We start from the raw sequence: 16,250 nt of genomic DNA, 5'->3' as shown, positions 1-16,250 counted from the left end.
ATGCGGATCGCGCGAGTCCCGCTGCAGGATCTCTCTGCGCTCCGTTCCCTCACGTTCCCGGCAGTCTATGATGTGATCCGGGAACGGTTTCCCTCAGAGGCGGTCGCTTTCGCGGCCTATAGCGGGGAAGACGCGGTAGGCCTCGCCATCGGCGTGCGAGGACCACAGCCGCAATTCGAAATTCTTTCCCTCTTCGTGGTGCATCTCTTCCGAAGGCAGGGGATAGGCGCATTGCTTTTGTCCTGCATCGAGCATGAACTCGGCGCTCACGGCCACCACACCGGCGTGCATTTTCTGACAGTCGATCCGCAGGATCAGGCGCCAGTCCGGTTCCTCATGCAGCAGGGCTGGAGCAGGCCGTCCATCGTGAAACTGATCTGCCGCAGCACGCTGGCGAACGCATTCGACACACCCTGGCTGGTCCGGGCGAAATGTCCCGACCATCATAGGATCGTGCCCTGGGCAACCCTGACGGATGTCCAGCGCGAGGCGGTCGCCGCAGGTGTCGGGACATGGGTCCCGGAGGACCTCGATCCCTTCGGTTTCGAAGGCGGAATCGATGAAATCACGAGCGTTGCGCTCATCGCAGGGGAGGGAGACAAGGCCAGGGTCGCGGGCTGGGTGCTGACCCATCGCATCGATGCATCCACCCTCCGCTGGAGCTGCTCATTCGTCGACCCTGCGCTTCAAGGCAGCGCGCGCATCCTGCCTCTTTGGCTCGATGTGGCATGTCGTCAGAGGTCGCTTCCCGGGCTGGAGAACTTCGTCTTCACGGTGCCATTGACGCAGCCACGCATGGTGCGCTTCGCCACGCGCTACATGCGCCCATGGCTGACGAGCCTGAGCTACTCGTGCATGACCATGAAACGGCTTGCACCCTAGGGGACCTGAGATGACGGGTTAGAACCGAAGGATGAAATTGCCCTTCACTGCGTGCTCCTGAGAACGGGAGCCGATCTGGCCCGAATAGGCCGCACCCAGGCTCAAGGTTCGTGTCACCTGCCAATCGAGACCGGCTTCCGCCACCAGCGCGTTTCGATCGACGGGAATGCCGGAAACCGTGAAAGCCGAGGCGCCTCCCGCGAAGGCCAGCAATGCCTTCGGGTCCGTATCTCCGAAGGCGCGGCGCCAGCCGAGCATGCCCTTCAAGGACACCGCGGCGTCTGTGCCCAGGTGGGTCTCGGCTCTCAGGCCGAGCGTTGTCGTGCCAAGGTCATGCTCGTCCTCAAACCCGGTGAGTGCGGCCGCACCTCCGTTCTCCTGGAAGCCGTTCGTGTGAAGCCGCAGGACGGATGCGCCGAGGAACGGTTCGATGCGCCCGCGGTTCCACTCGACGCGATAGCCGATCTCGCCGAAGGCCTGCACGGTCGACCCGTCGTAAGAGGCCGTGGTGGTGCCGGAGAAGAGGGGAAAGACCACGTTCCTGCGCGTATCGACGTCGTGCCGGGCATAGGAGGCACCGATGCGAAGCGCGAGCGCGCTCCACTCCGCCGTGCCGTAGACGGTGCCGAAGATGCTGTCGTTCGTTGCCTCCGAGAGCCTTGCGTGGATGTCCGATGACGTGCGGATGTTTCCTCCCGCGATGCCGAGCCGATAGGTTGGATCGAGCTTCGTTTCCGCACCCAGGATGAACCCGCCGGCGGATGTGTCCAGGCTCGCCGCGTTGCCATTAGAGCGGGTTCTACCCCATGCGCCCAATCCCTCCCCCCACAGGGAGAAGCGGGCCGTATCGAAGACTGGAGCCGGCATGGGTTGTGGCGCGGCGCCGGGCCGGTCGGCCGCATAATTGGCCGTTATCGATTGGTGCCCGATGCTGAGACCGGATGGGGACATGCGGCTCAGGTGGCCTAGAATGGCGTCCTGCACCAAACGTGCATCGCCATAGGCGGACGTGACCGCTGATGCGTGCGTCTCGCCGGACAGGGCATCGAACGCTTCGCGGGCTCCGACGGCGGTCTGGCTCAGTACCGTGTCGAACAGCAGGTTCCCCTCGCCGAGGGCTTCAATCCCATTGGCGGCGCTGTACTGGTTTCTCGTAACCGCCACCGTATTGAATGCAATCGGTGCGACCGGGTCGATCGGAGTGGGCGGAATGACCGCCCGGGTCAGGGAGAGCGTAACGCTGTTGGAGCCGTAGGAGAGCGACGGCGTTAGGAAGGCCAGGGTGTCCGTCGTGCTGGAGAAGCGGCCGGTAACCCCGCCCTTGGCGGTAATGATCGTATAGACCGTCGAAGGACGATAGATCCCTTGTCCCGAAACGACCTGGAGCGTTCCGCCCTGCAGGTTTGCCATGCCGTCCGCGTCGATACGGTCCGCCTGGCCGGCGGGAGTCGCAGCGATTGTGAAGGTGGACCCGGCATAGAAGAGCAGGTTGCCGTGGACATTGAGGGGATCGGTCACATTGCCAGGTGCGACGGTCGCACCTGCCTGCGCGACCAGACCGCCGATGGCGCCGGTCCCGGTGAGCGATGCGCCGGATGCGATGGTCACGGGCGACGTCAGCGACCCTGTGACATTGAGCCGTCCCGCCTGGACCAACGTCTGGCCGGCATAGGTGCTGTTACCCGCCAGCGTGAGCCCGCCAGCGCCTTGCTTGGTCAGCGTTCCCGGGCCGGAAACCGACGCCCCGAAGGTCACGTCGTCCGAATGGTTGAAGATGATGGACCCGGCATTCGCCACCGAAGACGTGGAAAGCGTCCCGGCACGCCCGCCGGCGCCGATCTGGAGAACACTGTCCTCGCCGACCGAGACCGAGCCGGCGGAAACACGCCCGCCATTGGTGAGGACCATGGTGCCGGGACCAGCACTGTCATCGCCCACGAACAGCTTCTGCCCGACGGTCCATAGCGAGGTGGCGCCATCGACTTTTGCCGTGACGTTGACGCCGATCTCCGCATCGCCGACGGTTTCAAGGCGTCCTCCGTCGGACACGGTGACGGTTCCCGGATCCAGGACAGCGAGGAAGGATGCGACGCCGGACGTGGCTCGGGACCTGGGACCGGTCACGGTGAAGTTGCCGCCGGTGACCGATCCGAATGCACTGGCGTCGAGCGTGCCTCCGCCTTCCACCCTCAGGTCACCGAACATGATGCCGGCCGCACCGGCAGCGTTGAGATGCCCCCCGGTCGAGACGGTGAGGCTTCCACCCTGCACGATCGCGTCGCCGAGAATGTTGAAGTTGCCTTTGATGACGAGGTTGGCGCAGCAGGTGGTGATGTCCCCGCCCAGAGAACTGTTGCCGGTGACGGTGAGGGTGCCGGAGCCATCCACCTCCAGCGACCCGCCGCCCGAGAACGACCCTGAGAACGTGGTGTTCCTGTCGGTGTCGGTCACGAAGTTCGAGCCGCTTCCGATGTTGACCGATCCGGAACCTTCCAGAGAGCCGAACTCGACATCGCCCATGCCCGGCGAAACCGCCGTGGTGCCGTTTACGATCATCCGTGCATTGCCGCCGGATGCCGCGCCGCTGAGCGTGAAAGTACCGAGCGGGTCGACCTGGATGGTCGTGTCCTGGATCATGGCACTCCTGTTGAGGAGCAAGTTCGCACCCGATCCGATCCTGACGGTCTGAATCACGTCCGGGTCGCTGTTGATGATCCCTGTGCCGCCGACGGTCAGGAAGCCTGTCGGTCCAAGGAGGTTGATCGTATAGGCGGATGTCGCCGCGCTGAAGGAGAGGGTGGAAATGCCGATGGTCTGGTCGAGGTTGACCGAGAGGGTCGGGACTCCATCCACAAAGATGGCCATGGCCCCGGCAGCGTTCGGGATCGTCGATGGCGCCCAGTTCAAGGCGTTCGCATAGCGGCTGTCGCTCGCCCCGGTCCAGGTCTGGGCCTGAGCGCATTGCGATGACATGAGCCAGACCGACGCCGGCAGCAGCGCGGCGAGTACCCTTCTCGCCGTCGTGTCACCGGCAGGAAGGGTTCTGCCCACGAGGGCCCGGTGAAGGGATCGCTTGGAAAGGCTCATGAAGGTCCCCCTGGCCGCGGGACATCACGGCCATGCATTCCATTAGGTGCAATACTCTAGCGGGAGCTGCCCGGCGGGCCAGCATCTTCCGCAGCGGAAGGGAACTTTTTCCCGCGCTGTGACCATGAGACAACGCGCCGCCCGGAAGAGATCTCTCAGAATCGATCCTGACCTTCCTTAAATGTGGCACAGGATATTGACGAGCCTGCCGAACGGGTCGCGAACATAGAACCGCTGTATCCCCCAGGGCTCGACGACAGGTCCGTACTCGATCCGAAGACCCGCCCGTCTCACGCGCTCCAGGACCGTCGCGATATCATCGACCTCGATCGACAGGTCGAGTACCGGCGTTCCGGACCCGCCTTCAGAGGCAATGCTGATCTGGATGTCCATGGCCTTGTGTTGGCCATAGGTGACGATCCAGCCGTGATCCATGAGGACCTCGAGGCCAAGCACATCCTGATAAAAGTGTTTGGCTGCCCCGGGATCATCTGTAGCGATATTGGCGACAATGCGTTGGACTGTCATGGCGCAGCCGGGGTTCAGGGTGTCACCCGGGTCGGCACCGGTGTCGAATAGCCTTTCGTGGTCAGGTTTTTGCACCAGGCTGGACCCAGAGGGCGGGGTTCCATGGGGCAGGCGAACCGGAAGCCCCACACGAAGTCCGTCTGCACCGCGAGAACCCGCGGCGCTTCCCGCTGGGCGCCGACACCGAAGAAGGCGTTGACGGAGAACCAGGCCGGGTTTGGCGCGCCATTGACGCTCTCTGCCAGACCAGCATCGCTCATGCGGTCGGTGAAGATCGCGAATGCGGGGACGCCGTCGCGCGTGACGGTTGCGCGGCTATGGCAGGTAATGCAGGAGGCGCTGTTCACGAAACCGGCTTCGGTGACGGAATTGCCGAGCCGCGTCGGAACCCCCGTGGCCGTGACGAAGTCCACCTGGGTGCCCTTCAGGCGATAGGAGCGCCATGCTGCATCCTGGCGGGTCGGGCGGCCGGAACGGTTGAGACCTGAACCGGTGCCGATATCCGCCTGCGCAAACAGCGATTGAAGGACGGGGCTGATCTCGCCGCCGTCGGGATACACGCGTGCGAGATCGAAGGCGTCGACGCCGGAACCGTCGACATTGTTCTTCTTGTTCGGCCCGACATAGTTCGTCGCCAGCGGAGCGGAGGCGCTTTCGCTCGTTGACGCGATGGGATAGCCGAAGCTGTCGTTGCAGCCTGTCCAGTCGCACCGGCCCTGATTGTTGACGTGCTCGAAGGTCGCCCATGTCCAGTTCGGCACATCCTTGCTGGAGATGTGCATGGACAGCAGGAGATAGGGCTTCGGCGCAGGAGCAGGTTCTCCGGGCGCCGACTTCGGCACCAGATTCATGACGATGTAGGGATGCGCCTCGTCATTCGGATCAATCCCGACCTGCGCGGCACGATCGGCAGCGAGCCAGTTCGCCTTCACCATGATCGATGCGATAGGAAAGTCGATCCGCGTCAAATACGGCGGCGCAGCATGTTCCGAGGACGGGTCGGGCGGCGCAGCCCATCTCGGTGCCTTGCTGCCGAGCAGGGAGACGAAGTTGTCGAAGACGCGGATCAGGCCCTCGGTGTGATAGAGCTCGTTGTCGAAGACGTAGTCGACCATCGGCTTATTGCGGAAGATCAGTTCTTCCTGAAGTGCGCCGATCACGGGCGATTTCAGGATTGCTGGGACATCGTCCCAGCGCCCGGAATTTCTCCCGAGCACACCCAGTGCCTGCTCCATGCTCATCTGGTGGGCGGTCACGGGAGTGCGCACCTGATGGCTCGGAACGCCGGGCGTCGGGCCAGGATAGACGGGGCAATGGTCGGGCGCGCCCTTGTTGGAAATCTCGACTGCGGGGCAGCATCGCTCAGTCGACCCGGGGCGGCACCGGGGCAGGGGATCGCTGGGCCACAACTGACGATCCGTCGTCCAGTCTTCCCAGAAACTGTCGCGGACCGTGCGCACGAAAAGCGTCCAGGCGAAAGCGTCGGGACAACTCATGGACGGGTTGGAGATGGCCGGGTCGAAGGAAAATGTTTCGCCTGTGATCCGAAGACGGCACTGCGGCGAATCCCTCACATCCGCGAGAGGAAACATCGCATAGTCGATCTGATCAGGGGGAGGGGCCGGTTGCGTTTCCGCCGCTCCGGCAGCGTCGGGGCCGACGAGCGACGCCAGCACCAGTCCCATCAGGACAACCCAAAATCTCTGCATCGCTCGTGCCCCGCCGGCCAAAGTGTCGTTCCAGATGCGCTGTTCCCGCGCCTATAGGAATAGTGCCATACCCGGATTGCCGATGGCTAGGGCAGGCGGATGCAGCGGCGTCAGCCCGGCGCAAGCTTCAACCGGTGTCATGGGGAAGGCTGAACGAGGTGTGGGATGAGACCGACATTTGCCGAGATCTTCCAGTCCGGTACGGTCTTCGTCACCGATGGCGGGATCGAGACCCGCCTGATCCACGAGTTCGGACTGGACCTGCCGGACTTCGCATCCTTTCTTGCCCTTTTCGACGGGCGCGGCCGAAAGGCTCTCGAGGAGATCTACCGAAGCTACTTGGCGATTGCCGCCCAGTCCCGCATCACGATGCTCGTTGGTACGCCGACTTGGCGGGCGCATCCCGATTGTATCAAGCGTGTTGGGTTTACCGGGGCTGACGACCTCGACCGCGTCAATGCGGAGGCGGTGGCCTTCCTTCGCGCGTTGCGGCGTGAACTCGGCGTTGAGGACCGCGTCTTCCTTGCCGGCGTGATCGGTCCCCGTGGCGATGGCTATCGCGCCGACGGCGCACCACGGAGGGAGGAGGCGCACGCCTATCACCGTCCCCAGGCCCGGGTCCTCGCACGGCACGGAGTCGATGTCCTTTATGCCCCGACCTTTGCCAGCCAGGGAGTACTGATGGGTGTCGCGCTTGCCGCGGCCGAGACCGGCATCCCTTATGCCCTGGCTCCCGTCATCGACGACCATGGCCTTCTGCCCGACGGGTCTGCGCTTTCCGGCACCATTCGGCAGATCGACGATGCCGTTCGACCGCCGCCGCTCTATTACCTCACCGGATGCGTTCATTCGTCAACGCTCCGCGGAGCAGCGGAAGACTCGCAGGGCACGCTCGTGTCCCTGATGCCCGGCCGCCTCGTCGGCCTGAAGGCAAATGCATCGCCCCTGCCTCCGGATCAACTGGACCGCATCGATCATGTGGAAGCCGACGAGCCTGCCGTCTTTGCACGCAGTATTCTCGGTCTTCGCCACAGATACGGCCTCAGGATCCTCGGTGGCTGCTGCGGGACCGGTGCGGGGCACATCCGCGCCCTCGCCGAGGGATTGGGCGAACAGGGACCATAGGCCCTGAAAGTGACGCGCAATGACATCGCCCGGCGCATCCGTCCGCACTCGGAGCGGTGTTCCGGCTCGCCGTCAAGGAATTCGGCACAGCAAGGAGGACAGCGTTTCCACGCAAGTGGAAGGAGGTTCTAGACCCCCTTCTCGAGAAGCGCCGGCAGGATTTGCCTCGCGATGAGCATCGCCGGCTCAACGTGGCATTCGTCATAGACGCCTTCGCGGTCGAGAAGGTTGACGGTGCCGAGGACCTCTCCGCCGAAGACGACCGGCAGGTTCATGACGCAACCGAGGCCGAGGCCCGTGATGGTCTCGTGATCGGGAAACAGCGGCGCAAAGCCGGCCGGAGTCCTGGCCAGAAATGGCTTCATCTCCTGGCGCACACGCTGGGTATAGGCGTTCGGCAGAACCGCCTTGCGGCCGCCGACGGCATAGATTTCGGGCATGGTCGAATGGATGCGCTCGACTTCCCGCCCGCCGGCAAGCATGCGTGTTACGGTGTAGAGCCGGTAGCCGACGGATTGGGAAAAGGCCTCGCCGGCCGCTTGGAGGACTGCCTGTGGCTGGTCCGGCGCGGCCCAGGCTGCCTGAACCTGGAACGCCCATTGAACAGTATCGGTCATCGCCTCGTCCTTTGCCTCGATGCGATCAGGCCGGACCTCTCAAGGGTCCGGCCTGACGCTCATTCACCCAACACGTCGCTCAAGTGACCGTCAAGCCGCCTTCACGTCGTTCAGGAAGTTCGCGACCTCCTCGCTAAGGCTGATCGAATGCTGAGCCAGCCCCTGCGCCGCGCCCAGGACCTGTGAGGCTGCGGCACCAGTATCGCCGGCGCCGTGACGGACATCGTCGATGCTGCCCGTCACCATTTCGGTGCCCCGTGCCGCCTCCTGCACATTGCGCGAGATCTCGGCGGTTGCCGCGCCCTGCTGCTCCATGGCGGCAGCGATGGAGACGGAGATTTGCGACATCTCCGTGATCGTCTGCGCGATGGAATGGATAGCGTTGACCGCCTCCGTCGTCGCCTGCTGCACGGATCCGATCTGGCTCGATATCTCGCCTGTCGCCTTGGCCGTCTGGTTCGCCAGTTCCTTGACCTCCGAAGCGACCACCGCGAAGCCTTTGCCGGCTTCGCCTGCGCGCGCGGCCTCGATCGTTGCATTGAGCGCGAGAAGGTTCGTCTGGCCGGCGATATCGTTGATGAGCTGGATCACGGTGCCGATCTTGTCGGCAGTCGTTGCCAGCTCCTGGACGATGCCATTGGTGCGGTGTGCGTCCGAGACCGCCCGCTCCGCGACCCGCGAGGACTGATTGACCTGCGAGGCGATCTCCCGGATCGAAATGGACAACTCCTCTGTTGCCGCCGCGACCGTCTGCACATTGGCGGACGTCTGTTGTGCGGCAGAGGCGACGCTCACCGCCTGATGCGTCGTCCGATCCGCCACATGGGCCATGGATTGGGCCGTCGCCTGCATTTCCGACGAGGCGGAGGACAACCCGTCCGTGAGGGCGAGAACATTGCCTTCGAACTGTCTCGTCAGTCTGTCGAGGGCCTCGGCCCGACGGGACTTGGCATCTGCTTCCTCGGCTGCGGCCGCATCGGCGGCGTCCTTGGCGATCATCGCATCCTTGAACACCTGGACCGCGCCGGCCATAACTCCAATCTCGTCATGGCGCGAGGTTCCCTCGATCCGCACGTTGAGATCGCCCGCAGCCAGCGATCTCATATTCGCGACGAGTTTCTGGATGGGACGCGAGATGCTGCGTCCGAGGCCGAAAGCGATACCGATCTGAAGGGCCGCGGCCACGGCGATCAATCCCAAGAACAGGTTCCTGTAATAGGCGGCAACTGCTGCAAGGTCGTCGATGTACACACCCGTACCGATCATGAGCTGCCATTTCGGGAAGGGTGCGACATAGGTCAGCTTGGGGCTCGGCGCGGTCTGGTTCGGCTTCGGCCATTGATATTCCACGAAACCGCCTCCGGCCTTGGCAGCATCCACCATCTTCACGACAAATGCCTGGCCGCTGGAATCCTTGAGACCGGATTGATCCTTTCCGATCAGCTGCTTGCTGAACGGATGCATCACGGTGACGTAGTCAAAGCCGTGACTGAAGAAATACTCGGTACCGCTGTAGCGAAGTGCCTCCACGGAGGCCAAGGCCTTCTTCTTGGCCTCATCCGTCGTCATTTCACCCCGGGCCGCCCTGGCCTCGAAATCCGCCATGACGCTGATGGCGACCTCTGTCAGGCTTTTCAACTCATTCTGCTTCTGGGTGGTCAGAATTTTCGAGATCGTCGTCGATCCGAAGATGGCGACGACGATAAGCACGATGATGCTCGTTGCCGTGCCTGCATAGAAACGCCCACTGATATTCCACAATTTTGCTAACGACATTTGCCCCACTCGTCTCTGTTGCCGACCAAGGAGCAAACCGTTCCCGCGCGCCTGGTGCGTTCTTGCCGGCACGATGCTGAGGCGCCCGTGATTCCTCCTGGTCGGACGATGAAGAGGTATAGAGAGATACCGTTACGAGGAACTTACATCAGCGACGAAAAGCTCGCCGGATGCCCAGTTTTTGCTGCCTTCATCAACGTCAGGCGGCCGGCGATACTGTACCGCTTTCCGGATGTTGACGTAATCCGGCTTCAATGCGCAAGCTTGTCGGCTCCGGATGGGGTGGGCGCGGCTGCGCCGACCTCGCCGCGCCGGCGGCTGAAGCGGATGAGGTCCGCGAGCCTTCGTACCGCCACGTAGAAGACCGGCGTCAGGAAGAGTCCGAACACGGTCACACCGAGCATGCCGGCGAATACGGCAGTGCCGAGCGCCTGGCGCATCTCCGCGCCGGGTCCCGTCGCGATGGCGAGGGGCAGGACGCCGAGGATGAAAGCAAAGGCGGTCATCAGGATGGGGCGGAGACGGAGCCTGCAGGCCTCGATGACGGCGGCAACGGGATCGAGGCCCTGCTCTTCCTCCGCCTGCCTTGCGAATTCGACGATGAGAATGGCGTTTTTCGCCGCGAGCCCCACGAGGACCACGAGGCCGATCTGCGTCAGGATATTGTTGTCCATGCCGCGGACCATGACGCCGACGAGAGCAGAGAGCACGGCCATGGGCACGACGAGAATGATCGCGAGGGGAAGCGACCAGCTTTCATATTGGGCAGCCAGGACCAGGAAGACGAAGAGGACCGACAGGGCAAAGATGAGGATAGCGGTATTGCCGGTCTGCTTCTCCTGGAAGGCAAGCTCCGTCCACTCGAAGCTCGTCCCGCGAGGAAGCGTTTCTTTCGCGAGTTGTTCCATCGCGTCGAGGGCCGTACCGGAGGACACGCCGGGCGCGGCCTGGCCCTGGACGGGGACCGAGGTATACATGTTGTATCGTTGGATGAGATTGGGGCCAGACACCTCCCGCATTTCGACGAGGGTGCCGAGGGGAACGAGCGCACCTGTGGAGGAGCGGACCCGCAGCCGGTTGATGTCGGATGGCTCGACGCGGAAGCGCTGGTCCGCCTGGGCGCGCACCTGCCAGACGCGGCCGAGAAAATTGAAATCATTCACGTAGGCAGCGCCGAGATTGACCTGCAGCGCCTCGAAGATATTGGCGATCGGAACGTTGAGGATGCGAGCCTTGGCGCGATCGATATCGAGATAGACCTGTGGGGAATTGGCGGAGAAGGTCGTAAATACGCCGGCCAGACTGGGGTTCTGGCGGGCGCGGCCCATGATCTCGAAGGCGGCGGCGAGCACCCGATCGACCTCGTCGCCGGTTCGCTCCTGAAGCTGGATCCTGAAACCTCCGGAATTGCCAAGCCCACGGACCGGCGGAGGAGGAATGGCGATGATGAAGGCCTCTTCGATCGCCTGGAGGCGCCCGAACAGCTGACCGATGATGGCACCCCCCGATTGGCCAGCGGGAACGCGCTCCTCGAAGGGACGGAACGCCGCGAAGATGGCGGCCGCATTCGACGCGTTGGTAAAGGTCGCGCCGGAAAAGCCGGCAAAGGCTACTGCGTTTTGTACGCCCGGCGTCTCCTGGATGATCGTCGAAGCGCGCCGGACCACCTCGTCCGTACGAGACAGGGAGGCTCCCTCAGGAAGCTGGACGACTACGATGGCATAACCCTGGTCGAGACTCGGGATGAAGCCTCTCGGAACGGCGTTCGCGATCCAGACCGTTCCGCCCAGCAGGCCCCCATAGATGGCGAGCATGATGAGCTTGTGCCGAACCACGCCGCCCACGGACCTGGCGTAGGCGTTCGCGGTCATGTCGAAGCCGCGATTGAATTTGCTGGCCGCCCAGCTTCCGGCACGGACAAGCGGATTGCGTGGGCGCTCCTCGGAGTGAGGCTTGAGGAGGAAGGCGGCGAGCGCGGGCGACAGGGTCAGCGAATTGAAGGCCGAGATGAGGGTGGATACGGCAATCGTCAGGGCGAACTGCCGGTAGAACTGCCCCGATATTCCCGGAATGAACGCCGTTGGAATGAAAACGGCGCTGAGAACGAGCGCAATGGCGATCAGTGCAGTCCCGACCTCGTCCATGGTCTTGTGGGCCGCATCGCGCGGCGACAGGCCAAGCGCGATATTGCGTTCGACGTTTTCGACAACGACGATGGCATCGTCCACGACGATGCCGATCGCGAGTACCATGCCGAAGAGGGTGAGCGTGTTGATGGAGAATCCCAGGAGCGACATGACCCCGAATGTTCCGATCAGGGAGACGGGGATCGCAATGATCGGGATCATGGCCGTGCGCCAGGATTGCAGGAACACGATGACGACAAGAACAACCAGCAGGGCTGCCTCGAACAAAGTCTTGTAAACCTCGTTCACGCTCTGGGCGATGAACTCGGTGGGATTGTAGACAATCCTGTATTCCAGGCCGGGCGGAAAGTTCTTCGCAAGCTCGGTCATCGTCGCCTGAATCGCCTCCGCCGAGGCGAGGGCGTTCGTGCCCGGTCGCTGGAAAATGCCCAGAGCGACCGCAGGCTTTCCGTTCAGATAGGAATTGGTGACGTAGTCCTGCGCTCCGAGCTCAACGCGGGCGACATCCTGCAACCGGACCAGCCGCCCATCAGTTGTGGCGCGGACGATGATCTGGCGAAACTCCCGTGGATCGTCGAACCGCCCCTGTGTCTTCACCACGAGCTGGAATGCGGTGTCCGACGGGGCCGGCTCTGCGCCGAGCGCGCCGCCCGAGACCTGCACGTTCTGTTCCTGCACGGCCTTCACGACATCGCCGGAGGTCATTCCGAAGACGGCGAGCTTTTCCGGATCGAGCCAGACACGCAAGCTGTATTGCCGCTCCCCGAACAGTGTCAGGTCTCCGACACCCTCGAGCCGCAGCAGGACATCGCGAACGTTGTTGCGTGCATAGTTCGAGACATAGAGTTGGTCGTAAGTATTGTCCGGTGAGAGCATGTGAACGACCATCATCAGGTCGGGCGAGCTCTTGGCCGTCGTCACTCCCAGCGCCCGAACCTCAGGCGGCAGGCGGGGCACTGCAATTGCGACCCTGTTCTGGACGAGCACCTGTGCCGTATCGAGGTTCGTGCCCAGCTTGAACGTGACGGTCAGCACCATGCTGCCGTCTGCGGTGGAATAGGAGGACATGTAGAGCATGTCCTCGACCCCGTTGACCTGCTGTTCGAGGGGCGTCGCGACGGTGGCCGCAACCGTCTGGGCATCCGCACCCGGATAACTTGCACGAACGACGATGGTGGGCGGGGCAATCTCCGGATATTGCGCGACCGGCAGCGTCGTGTAGGCGATGCCGCCAACGAGCAGAATGATGATCGACAGCACAGTTGCGAAGATGGGCCGGTCGACGAAGAAATGGGCGAACCGCATAGGAAGCTCCGCTACTCGTTCGGACTACGGTTCGCCGCCTCACGGATCGGCGGCAGGGTAGAGACCTGCGGGTTCACTTTGATGCCGGGGCGAACGCGCGCCATGCCGTTGACAACGATCGTCTCGTCGCCGTTCAGGCCGGTTCGGATCACCCGGTATCCGTCAATCCTCGGTCCGGGGCGCACGGCCCTTGTGCTGACATTGTTGTCCTGGTCCACCACATAGACGATCCGGCGGTCCTGATCGCTGCCGACCGCCTCGTCGGGAACGAGGACGCCCTTGTATGGGTCGGAACCCTGAATGCTGATGCGGCCGAACAATCCAGGAGTGAGGAAGAGGTCCTTGTTCTCGAAGATGGCCCGCATCCGGATCGTACCGCTGGCGGAATCGAGCCGGTTGTCGACAAAATCGAGCTTTCCCGTCCTCTTGGCCGCCTGTTCATCGGTCATGGTAAGCAAGACCTTGTTGACGGAATCCCCGGTCGGAGTACGGCCGCCTCCGTTCGCCTGGCGCGAATAGGCGAGGTAGGAGCGTTCATCCACGTCGAAATAGAAGTGGATCGGGTCGAGCGAGACGATGTTGGTCAGCACCGTGCTGTTGGCATTGACGAGGTTTCCGACCGAGACGAGCTTGCGCGAGATCCGGCCCGCAAGCGGTGCCTTGATCTCGGTGAACTCCAGGTCCAGCCGGGCGTTGCGAAGCGCGCCCTGCGCTCTGTCGAGCTCCGCCCGCGCCGTCAGGTAGTTCGACCTGCGCTGGTCGAGAAGCTGCTCGGCGATATTGCCCGATTTGCGGAGTTGCTCGGCCCGGTCGAGGTCGTTCGATGCAAATTCGACGCGCACCTGCGCCGAGGAGACAGTCGCCTCGGCCTGCTCGAGCGCGGCCTGATAGGGGCGTTGATCGATCGTGAACAGCGGATCACCCGCCTTCACGAGAGCGCCGTCGGTAAAGTGGATCTCGGCGAGATAGCCGGAAACCCGGGCGCGGATATCGACCTCGTCGATCGCCTCGAACCGGCCGATAAAGTCATCCTGCTCCACGATCTCCTTCACGACGGGCTTGGCGACGGTCACCAGCGGCGGGGGCGCCTGGGAGAAGGAGGCGGAAGGCGAAAGCAGCAACAACACAGTGGCAACGGCAGCGGTCCTGAGACACGTCATGGTCTCCTCCGTCCGGTGTGGCGGCAGCGCGGGGCGCCCCGGCCAATCACGAGAAATAGACTTGCTACGCAGTACGTGTGCGACGCGAAACGCCAAGGCACGGCTCCCGCGAAACTGTCACGGCAGGGAGCGTGGTGGCTGTCCGCCGGCATGTTACGCTGCCTTCGCCTTTCCGAACAAGGCGTTCATTGTTACGGCCGAGCGCGGCTCACCCTCAAGCTGCTCAAATTTTCATCAGATGTCCGTGCCGAGACGCACATGGCGGCTGTGTTGCGTTCCCCTCAATGGGACTCGGCGGGAACTTCGCTGGCCCGCATCGCCTCGACGCGGATCTCTTCCGTCAGCTGCGCCTTGAGGTTCGAGAATGCCACGCTCGTCTTCATCGTGTAGTGCCGCGGGTGGGGGAGATCGACGGCAATGTCGGCTTTGATCCGTCCGGGGCGCGCCGTCATGACGATCACGCGGGAAGCCAGGAAGATGGCCTCTTCGATATCGTGGGTCACGAAGAGCACGGTCTTGCGTTCGCGCTCCCAGATACCCAGCAGCAGTTCCTGCATGAGGGACCGGGTCTGGTTATCGAGCGCGCCGAAAGGCTCGTCGAGGAGCAGGATGGCAGGATCGTTCGCCAGCGCGCGCGCAATGGCGGTGCGCTGCTGCATTCCGCCGGAAAGCTGCTTGGGATAGTGCTGGTCGAAGCCGCGCAGGCCTACCTTCTCGATATAGGACGCGACGATATCCTGCCGCTCGGACCGGGGAATGCCCTTCTCGCGCAGGCCGTAAGCGATGTTGTCCGCGACGGTCAGCCAGGGAAACAGGGTGTAGGACTGGAACACCATGCCACGGTCGGCTCCAGGTCCCTTGATCTCCTTGCCCTTCAGGAACACCTTCCCGGCGGAGGGGCGGTCGAGACCCGCGATGATGCGCAGGAGCGTTGATTTCCCGCAGCCCGAGGGACCGAGGATCGTAATGAAGTCGTTCTCCGCGACCGTGAGGTGTGTGGGCTCGAGCGCGCGCACGGGTCCGCCGCCGCGCACGCCGGGGAAGACCCGGGAAACGCCATCGATAGTGAGGATCGTGTTTGTCATGCGAGCCGCCAGGGGAAGAGCGTGCGGTTCAGGCCCTTGAACAGAAAATCGGAAATCAGGCCGATGATCCCGATGATGATGATGCCGAAGATCATCTGCCCGGTCGCCAGGAGCGCCTGGCTGTCGATGATCATATGTCCGATGCCGGAGGATGAGCCGATCAACTCCGCGACGATCACATAGGTCCAGGCCCAGCCGAGCACGAGCCGCAGGATCTCCGCGATTTCCGGGGCATTGGCCGGAATCAGCACCCGTTTCACGACGCCCGGGTCGTTGGAACCCAGGGTGTAGGCAGCCTCGACCAGGTCGCGGCGGGTGTTTCCTACGGCGACGGCCACCATGAGGATGATCTGGAAGACAGACCCGATGAAGATGACGAGAAGTTTCTGCATCTCGCCGATGCCTGCCCAGAGAATGAGGAGAGGCACGAAGGCGGAGGCCGGAAGGTAGCGGGCGAACGAGACGAACGGCTCGAGAAAGGCTTCGAAGGGCTTGTACGCGCCCATCAGAATGCCGACCGGCACGGCGACGGCGGCGGCGAGGATGAAGCCGCCGACCACCCGCCAAACGGTCACGCCGATATCGCTCAGGAAGCCGAACTTGGTCAGCAGCAGCCAGCCGTCGTTGAGCATGGTGATCGGGTCGGCCAGAAAGGTGCGCGATACATATCCCCCGAGCGTGGCAAAGGACCATGCTGCGACGAAGAGCACGAAGAATGAAATTCCAAGGACGACGCGGGTGCCCTGGCTGACGGGTTCGAGCGGTCGGTTCATGAAGAGATTTGTCCCGCCTCCCGTGCCGGAGGCGATTCCGGCGGGTCGGCATCGGA

The 16,250-nt window shown here is 63.2% G+C and carries 11 protein-coding genes; 2 read left to right on the top strand and 9 right to left on the bottom strand.

Annotated elements, in window-relative coordinates:
• Positions 1-882: a GNAT family N-acetyltransferase gene (locus AC522E_RS11330; protein ID WP_500746369.1), complete on the top strand. Its 882-nt coding sequence runs from the start codon at positions 1-3 to the stop codon at positions 880-882.
• A gap of 18 nt (positions 883-900) precedes the next feature.
• Here AC522E_RS11330 and AC522E_RS11325 read toward each other — a convergent pair whose 3' ends face one another.
• The 3 genes from AC522E_RS11325 to AC522E_RS11315 all read right to left on the bottom strand — a co-directional run bounded on the left by AC522E_RS11325 (position 901) and on the right by AC522E_RS11315 (position 6,206).
• On the bottom strand, positions 901-3,969 hold the full coding sequence (locus AC522E_RS11325) for an autotransporter outer membrane beta-barrel domain-containing protein (RefSeq protein ID WP_500746368.1): 3,069 nt from the start codon (positions 3,967-3,969) through the stop codon (positions 901-903).
• Between the two features lie 177 nt (positions 3,970-4,146).
• The gene (locus AC522E_RS11320; protein WP_500746367.1) at positions 4,147-4,497 is read right to left on the bottom strand and encodes a VOC family protein; all 351 of its coding nucleotides are present in this window, start codon (positions 4,495-4,497) and stop codon (positions 4,147-4,149) included.
• 14 nt (positions 4,498-4,511) lie between these two features.
• A complete protein-coding gene (locus AC522E_RS11315) occupies positions 4,512-6,206 on the bottom strand; it encodes a hypothetical protein (RefSeq protein WP_500746366.1) in 1,695 nt (564 codons plus the stop codon).
• Positions 6,207-6,371: 165 nt separating this feature from the next.
• Between AC522E_RS11315 and AC522E_RS11310 the strand changes: the two genes are divergently transcribed.
• Entirely contained in the window at positions 6,372-7,331 is a 960-nt protein-coding gene (locus AC522E_RS11310) for a homocysteine S-methyltransferase family protein (RefSeq protein ID WP_500746365.1), read from the top strand.
• A gap of 128 nt (positions 7,332-7,459) precedes the next feature.
• Here the strand turns inward: AC522E_RS11310 and AC522E_RS11305 are convergent, their stop codons facing one another.
• The 6 genes from AC522E_RS11305 to AC522E_RS11280 form a co-directional block, all read right to left on the bottom strand.
• The gene (locus AC522E_RS11305; protein ID WP_500746364.1) at positions 7,460-7,948 is read right to left on the bottom strand and encodes a GAF domain-containing protein; all 489 of its coding nucleotides are present in this window, start codon (positions 7,946-7,948) and stop codon (positions 7,460-7,462) included.
• A gap of 90 nt (positions 7,949-8,038) precedes the next feature.
• Positions 8,039-9,724: a methyl-accepting chemotaxis protein gene (locus AC522E_RS11300; protein WP_500746363.1), complete on the bottom strand. Its 1,686-nt coding sequence runs from the start codon at positions 9,722-9,724 to the stop codon at positions 8,039-8,041.
• Positions 9,725-9,975: 251 nt separating this feature from the next.
• Positions 9,976-13,176, bottom strand: a complete 3,201-nt coding sequence (locus AC522E_RS11295; RefSeq protein WP_500746362.1) for an efflux RND transporter permease subunit — start codon at positions 13,174-13,176, stop codon at positions 9,976-9,978.
• An 11-nt stretch (positions 13,177-13,187) separates the two neighbouring features.
• Positions 13,188-14,336, bottom strand: a complete 1,149-nt coding sequence (locus AC522E_RS11290) for an efflux RND transporter periplasmic adaptor subunit (protein WP_500746361.1) — start codon at positions 14,334-14,336, stop codon at positions 13,188-13,190.
• A gap of 281 nt (positions 14,337-14,617) precedes the next feature.
• Complete coding sequence (locus AC522E_RS11285) at positions 14,618-15,421, bottom strand: ABC transporter ATP-binding protein (RefSeq protein WP_500746360.1); 804 nt, start codon at positions 15,419-15,421, stop codon at positions 14,618-14,620.
• Complete coding sequence (locus tag AC522E_RS11280) at positions 15,418-16,194, bottom strand: ABC transporter permease (protein WP_500746359.1); 777 nt, start codon at positions 16,192-16,194, stop codon at positions 15,418-15,420. The genes AC522E_RS11285 and AC522E_RS11280 overlap by 4 nt, the downstream gene beginning before the upstream one ends.
• Positions 16,195-16,250: the final 56 nt, after the last annotated feature.

Source organism: Microvirga sp. BF8 (assembly GCF_059888585.1).
The sequence above is the reverse complement of the archived record's forward strand: the minus strand, read 5'-3'. Positions and strand labels throughout refer to the sequence as shown.

What these genes read in the sequence shown, in the direction of transcription:
- AC522E_RS11330 (WP_500746369.1), top strand. Translation starts at nt 1, where the DNA reads ATGCGGATCGCGCGAGTCCCGCTGCAGGATCTCTCTGCGCTCCGTTCC.
- AC522E_RS11325 (WP_500746368.1), bottom strand. Translation starts at nt 3,969, where the DNA reads ATGAGCCTTTCCAAGCGATCCCTTCACCGGGCCCTCGTGGGCAGAACC.
- AC522E_RS11320 (WP_500746367.1), bottom strand. Translation starts at nt 4,497, where the DNA reads ATGACAGTCCAACGCATTGTCGCCAATATCGCTACAGATGATCCCGGG.
- AC522E_RS11315 (WP_500746366.1), bottom strand. Translation starts at nt 6,206, where the DNA reads ATGCAGAGATTTTGGGTTGTCCTGATGGGACTGGTGCTGGCGTCGCTC.
- AC522E_RS11310 (WP_500746365.1), top strand. Translation starts at nt 6,372, where the DNA reads ATGAGACCGACATTTGCCGAGATCTTCCAGTCCGGTACGGTCTTCGTC.
- AC522E_RS11305 (WP_500746364.1), bottom strand. Translation starts at nt 7,948, where the DNA reads ATGACCGATACTGTTCAATGGGCGTTCCAGGTTCAGGCAGCCTGGGCC.
- AC522E_RS11300 (WP_500746363.1), bottom strand. Translation starts at nt 9,724, where the DNA reads ATGTCGTTAGCAAAATTGTGGAATATCAGTGGGCGTTTCTATGCAGGC.
- AC522E_RS11295 (WP_500746362.1), bottom strand. Translation starts at nt 13,176, where the DNA reads ATGCGGTTCGCCCATTTCTTCGTCGACCGGCCCATCTTCGCAACTGTG.
- AC522E_RS11290 (WP_500746361.1), bottom strand. Translation starts at nt 14,336, where the DNA reads ATGACGTGTCTCAGGACCGCTGCCGTTGCCACTGTGTTGTTGCTGCTT.
- AC522E_RS11285 (WP_500746360.1), bottom strand. Translation starts at nt 15,421, where the DNA reads ATGACAAACACGATCCTCACTATCGATGGCGTTTCCCGGGTCTTCCCC.
- AC522E_RS11280 (WP_500746359.1), bottom strand. Translation starts at nt 16,194, where the DNA reads ATGAACCGACCGCTCGAACCCGTCAGCCAGGGCACCCGCGTCGTCCTT.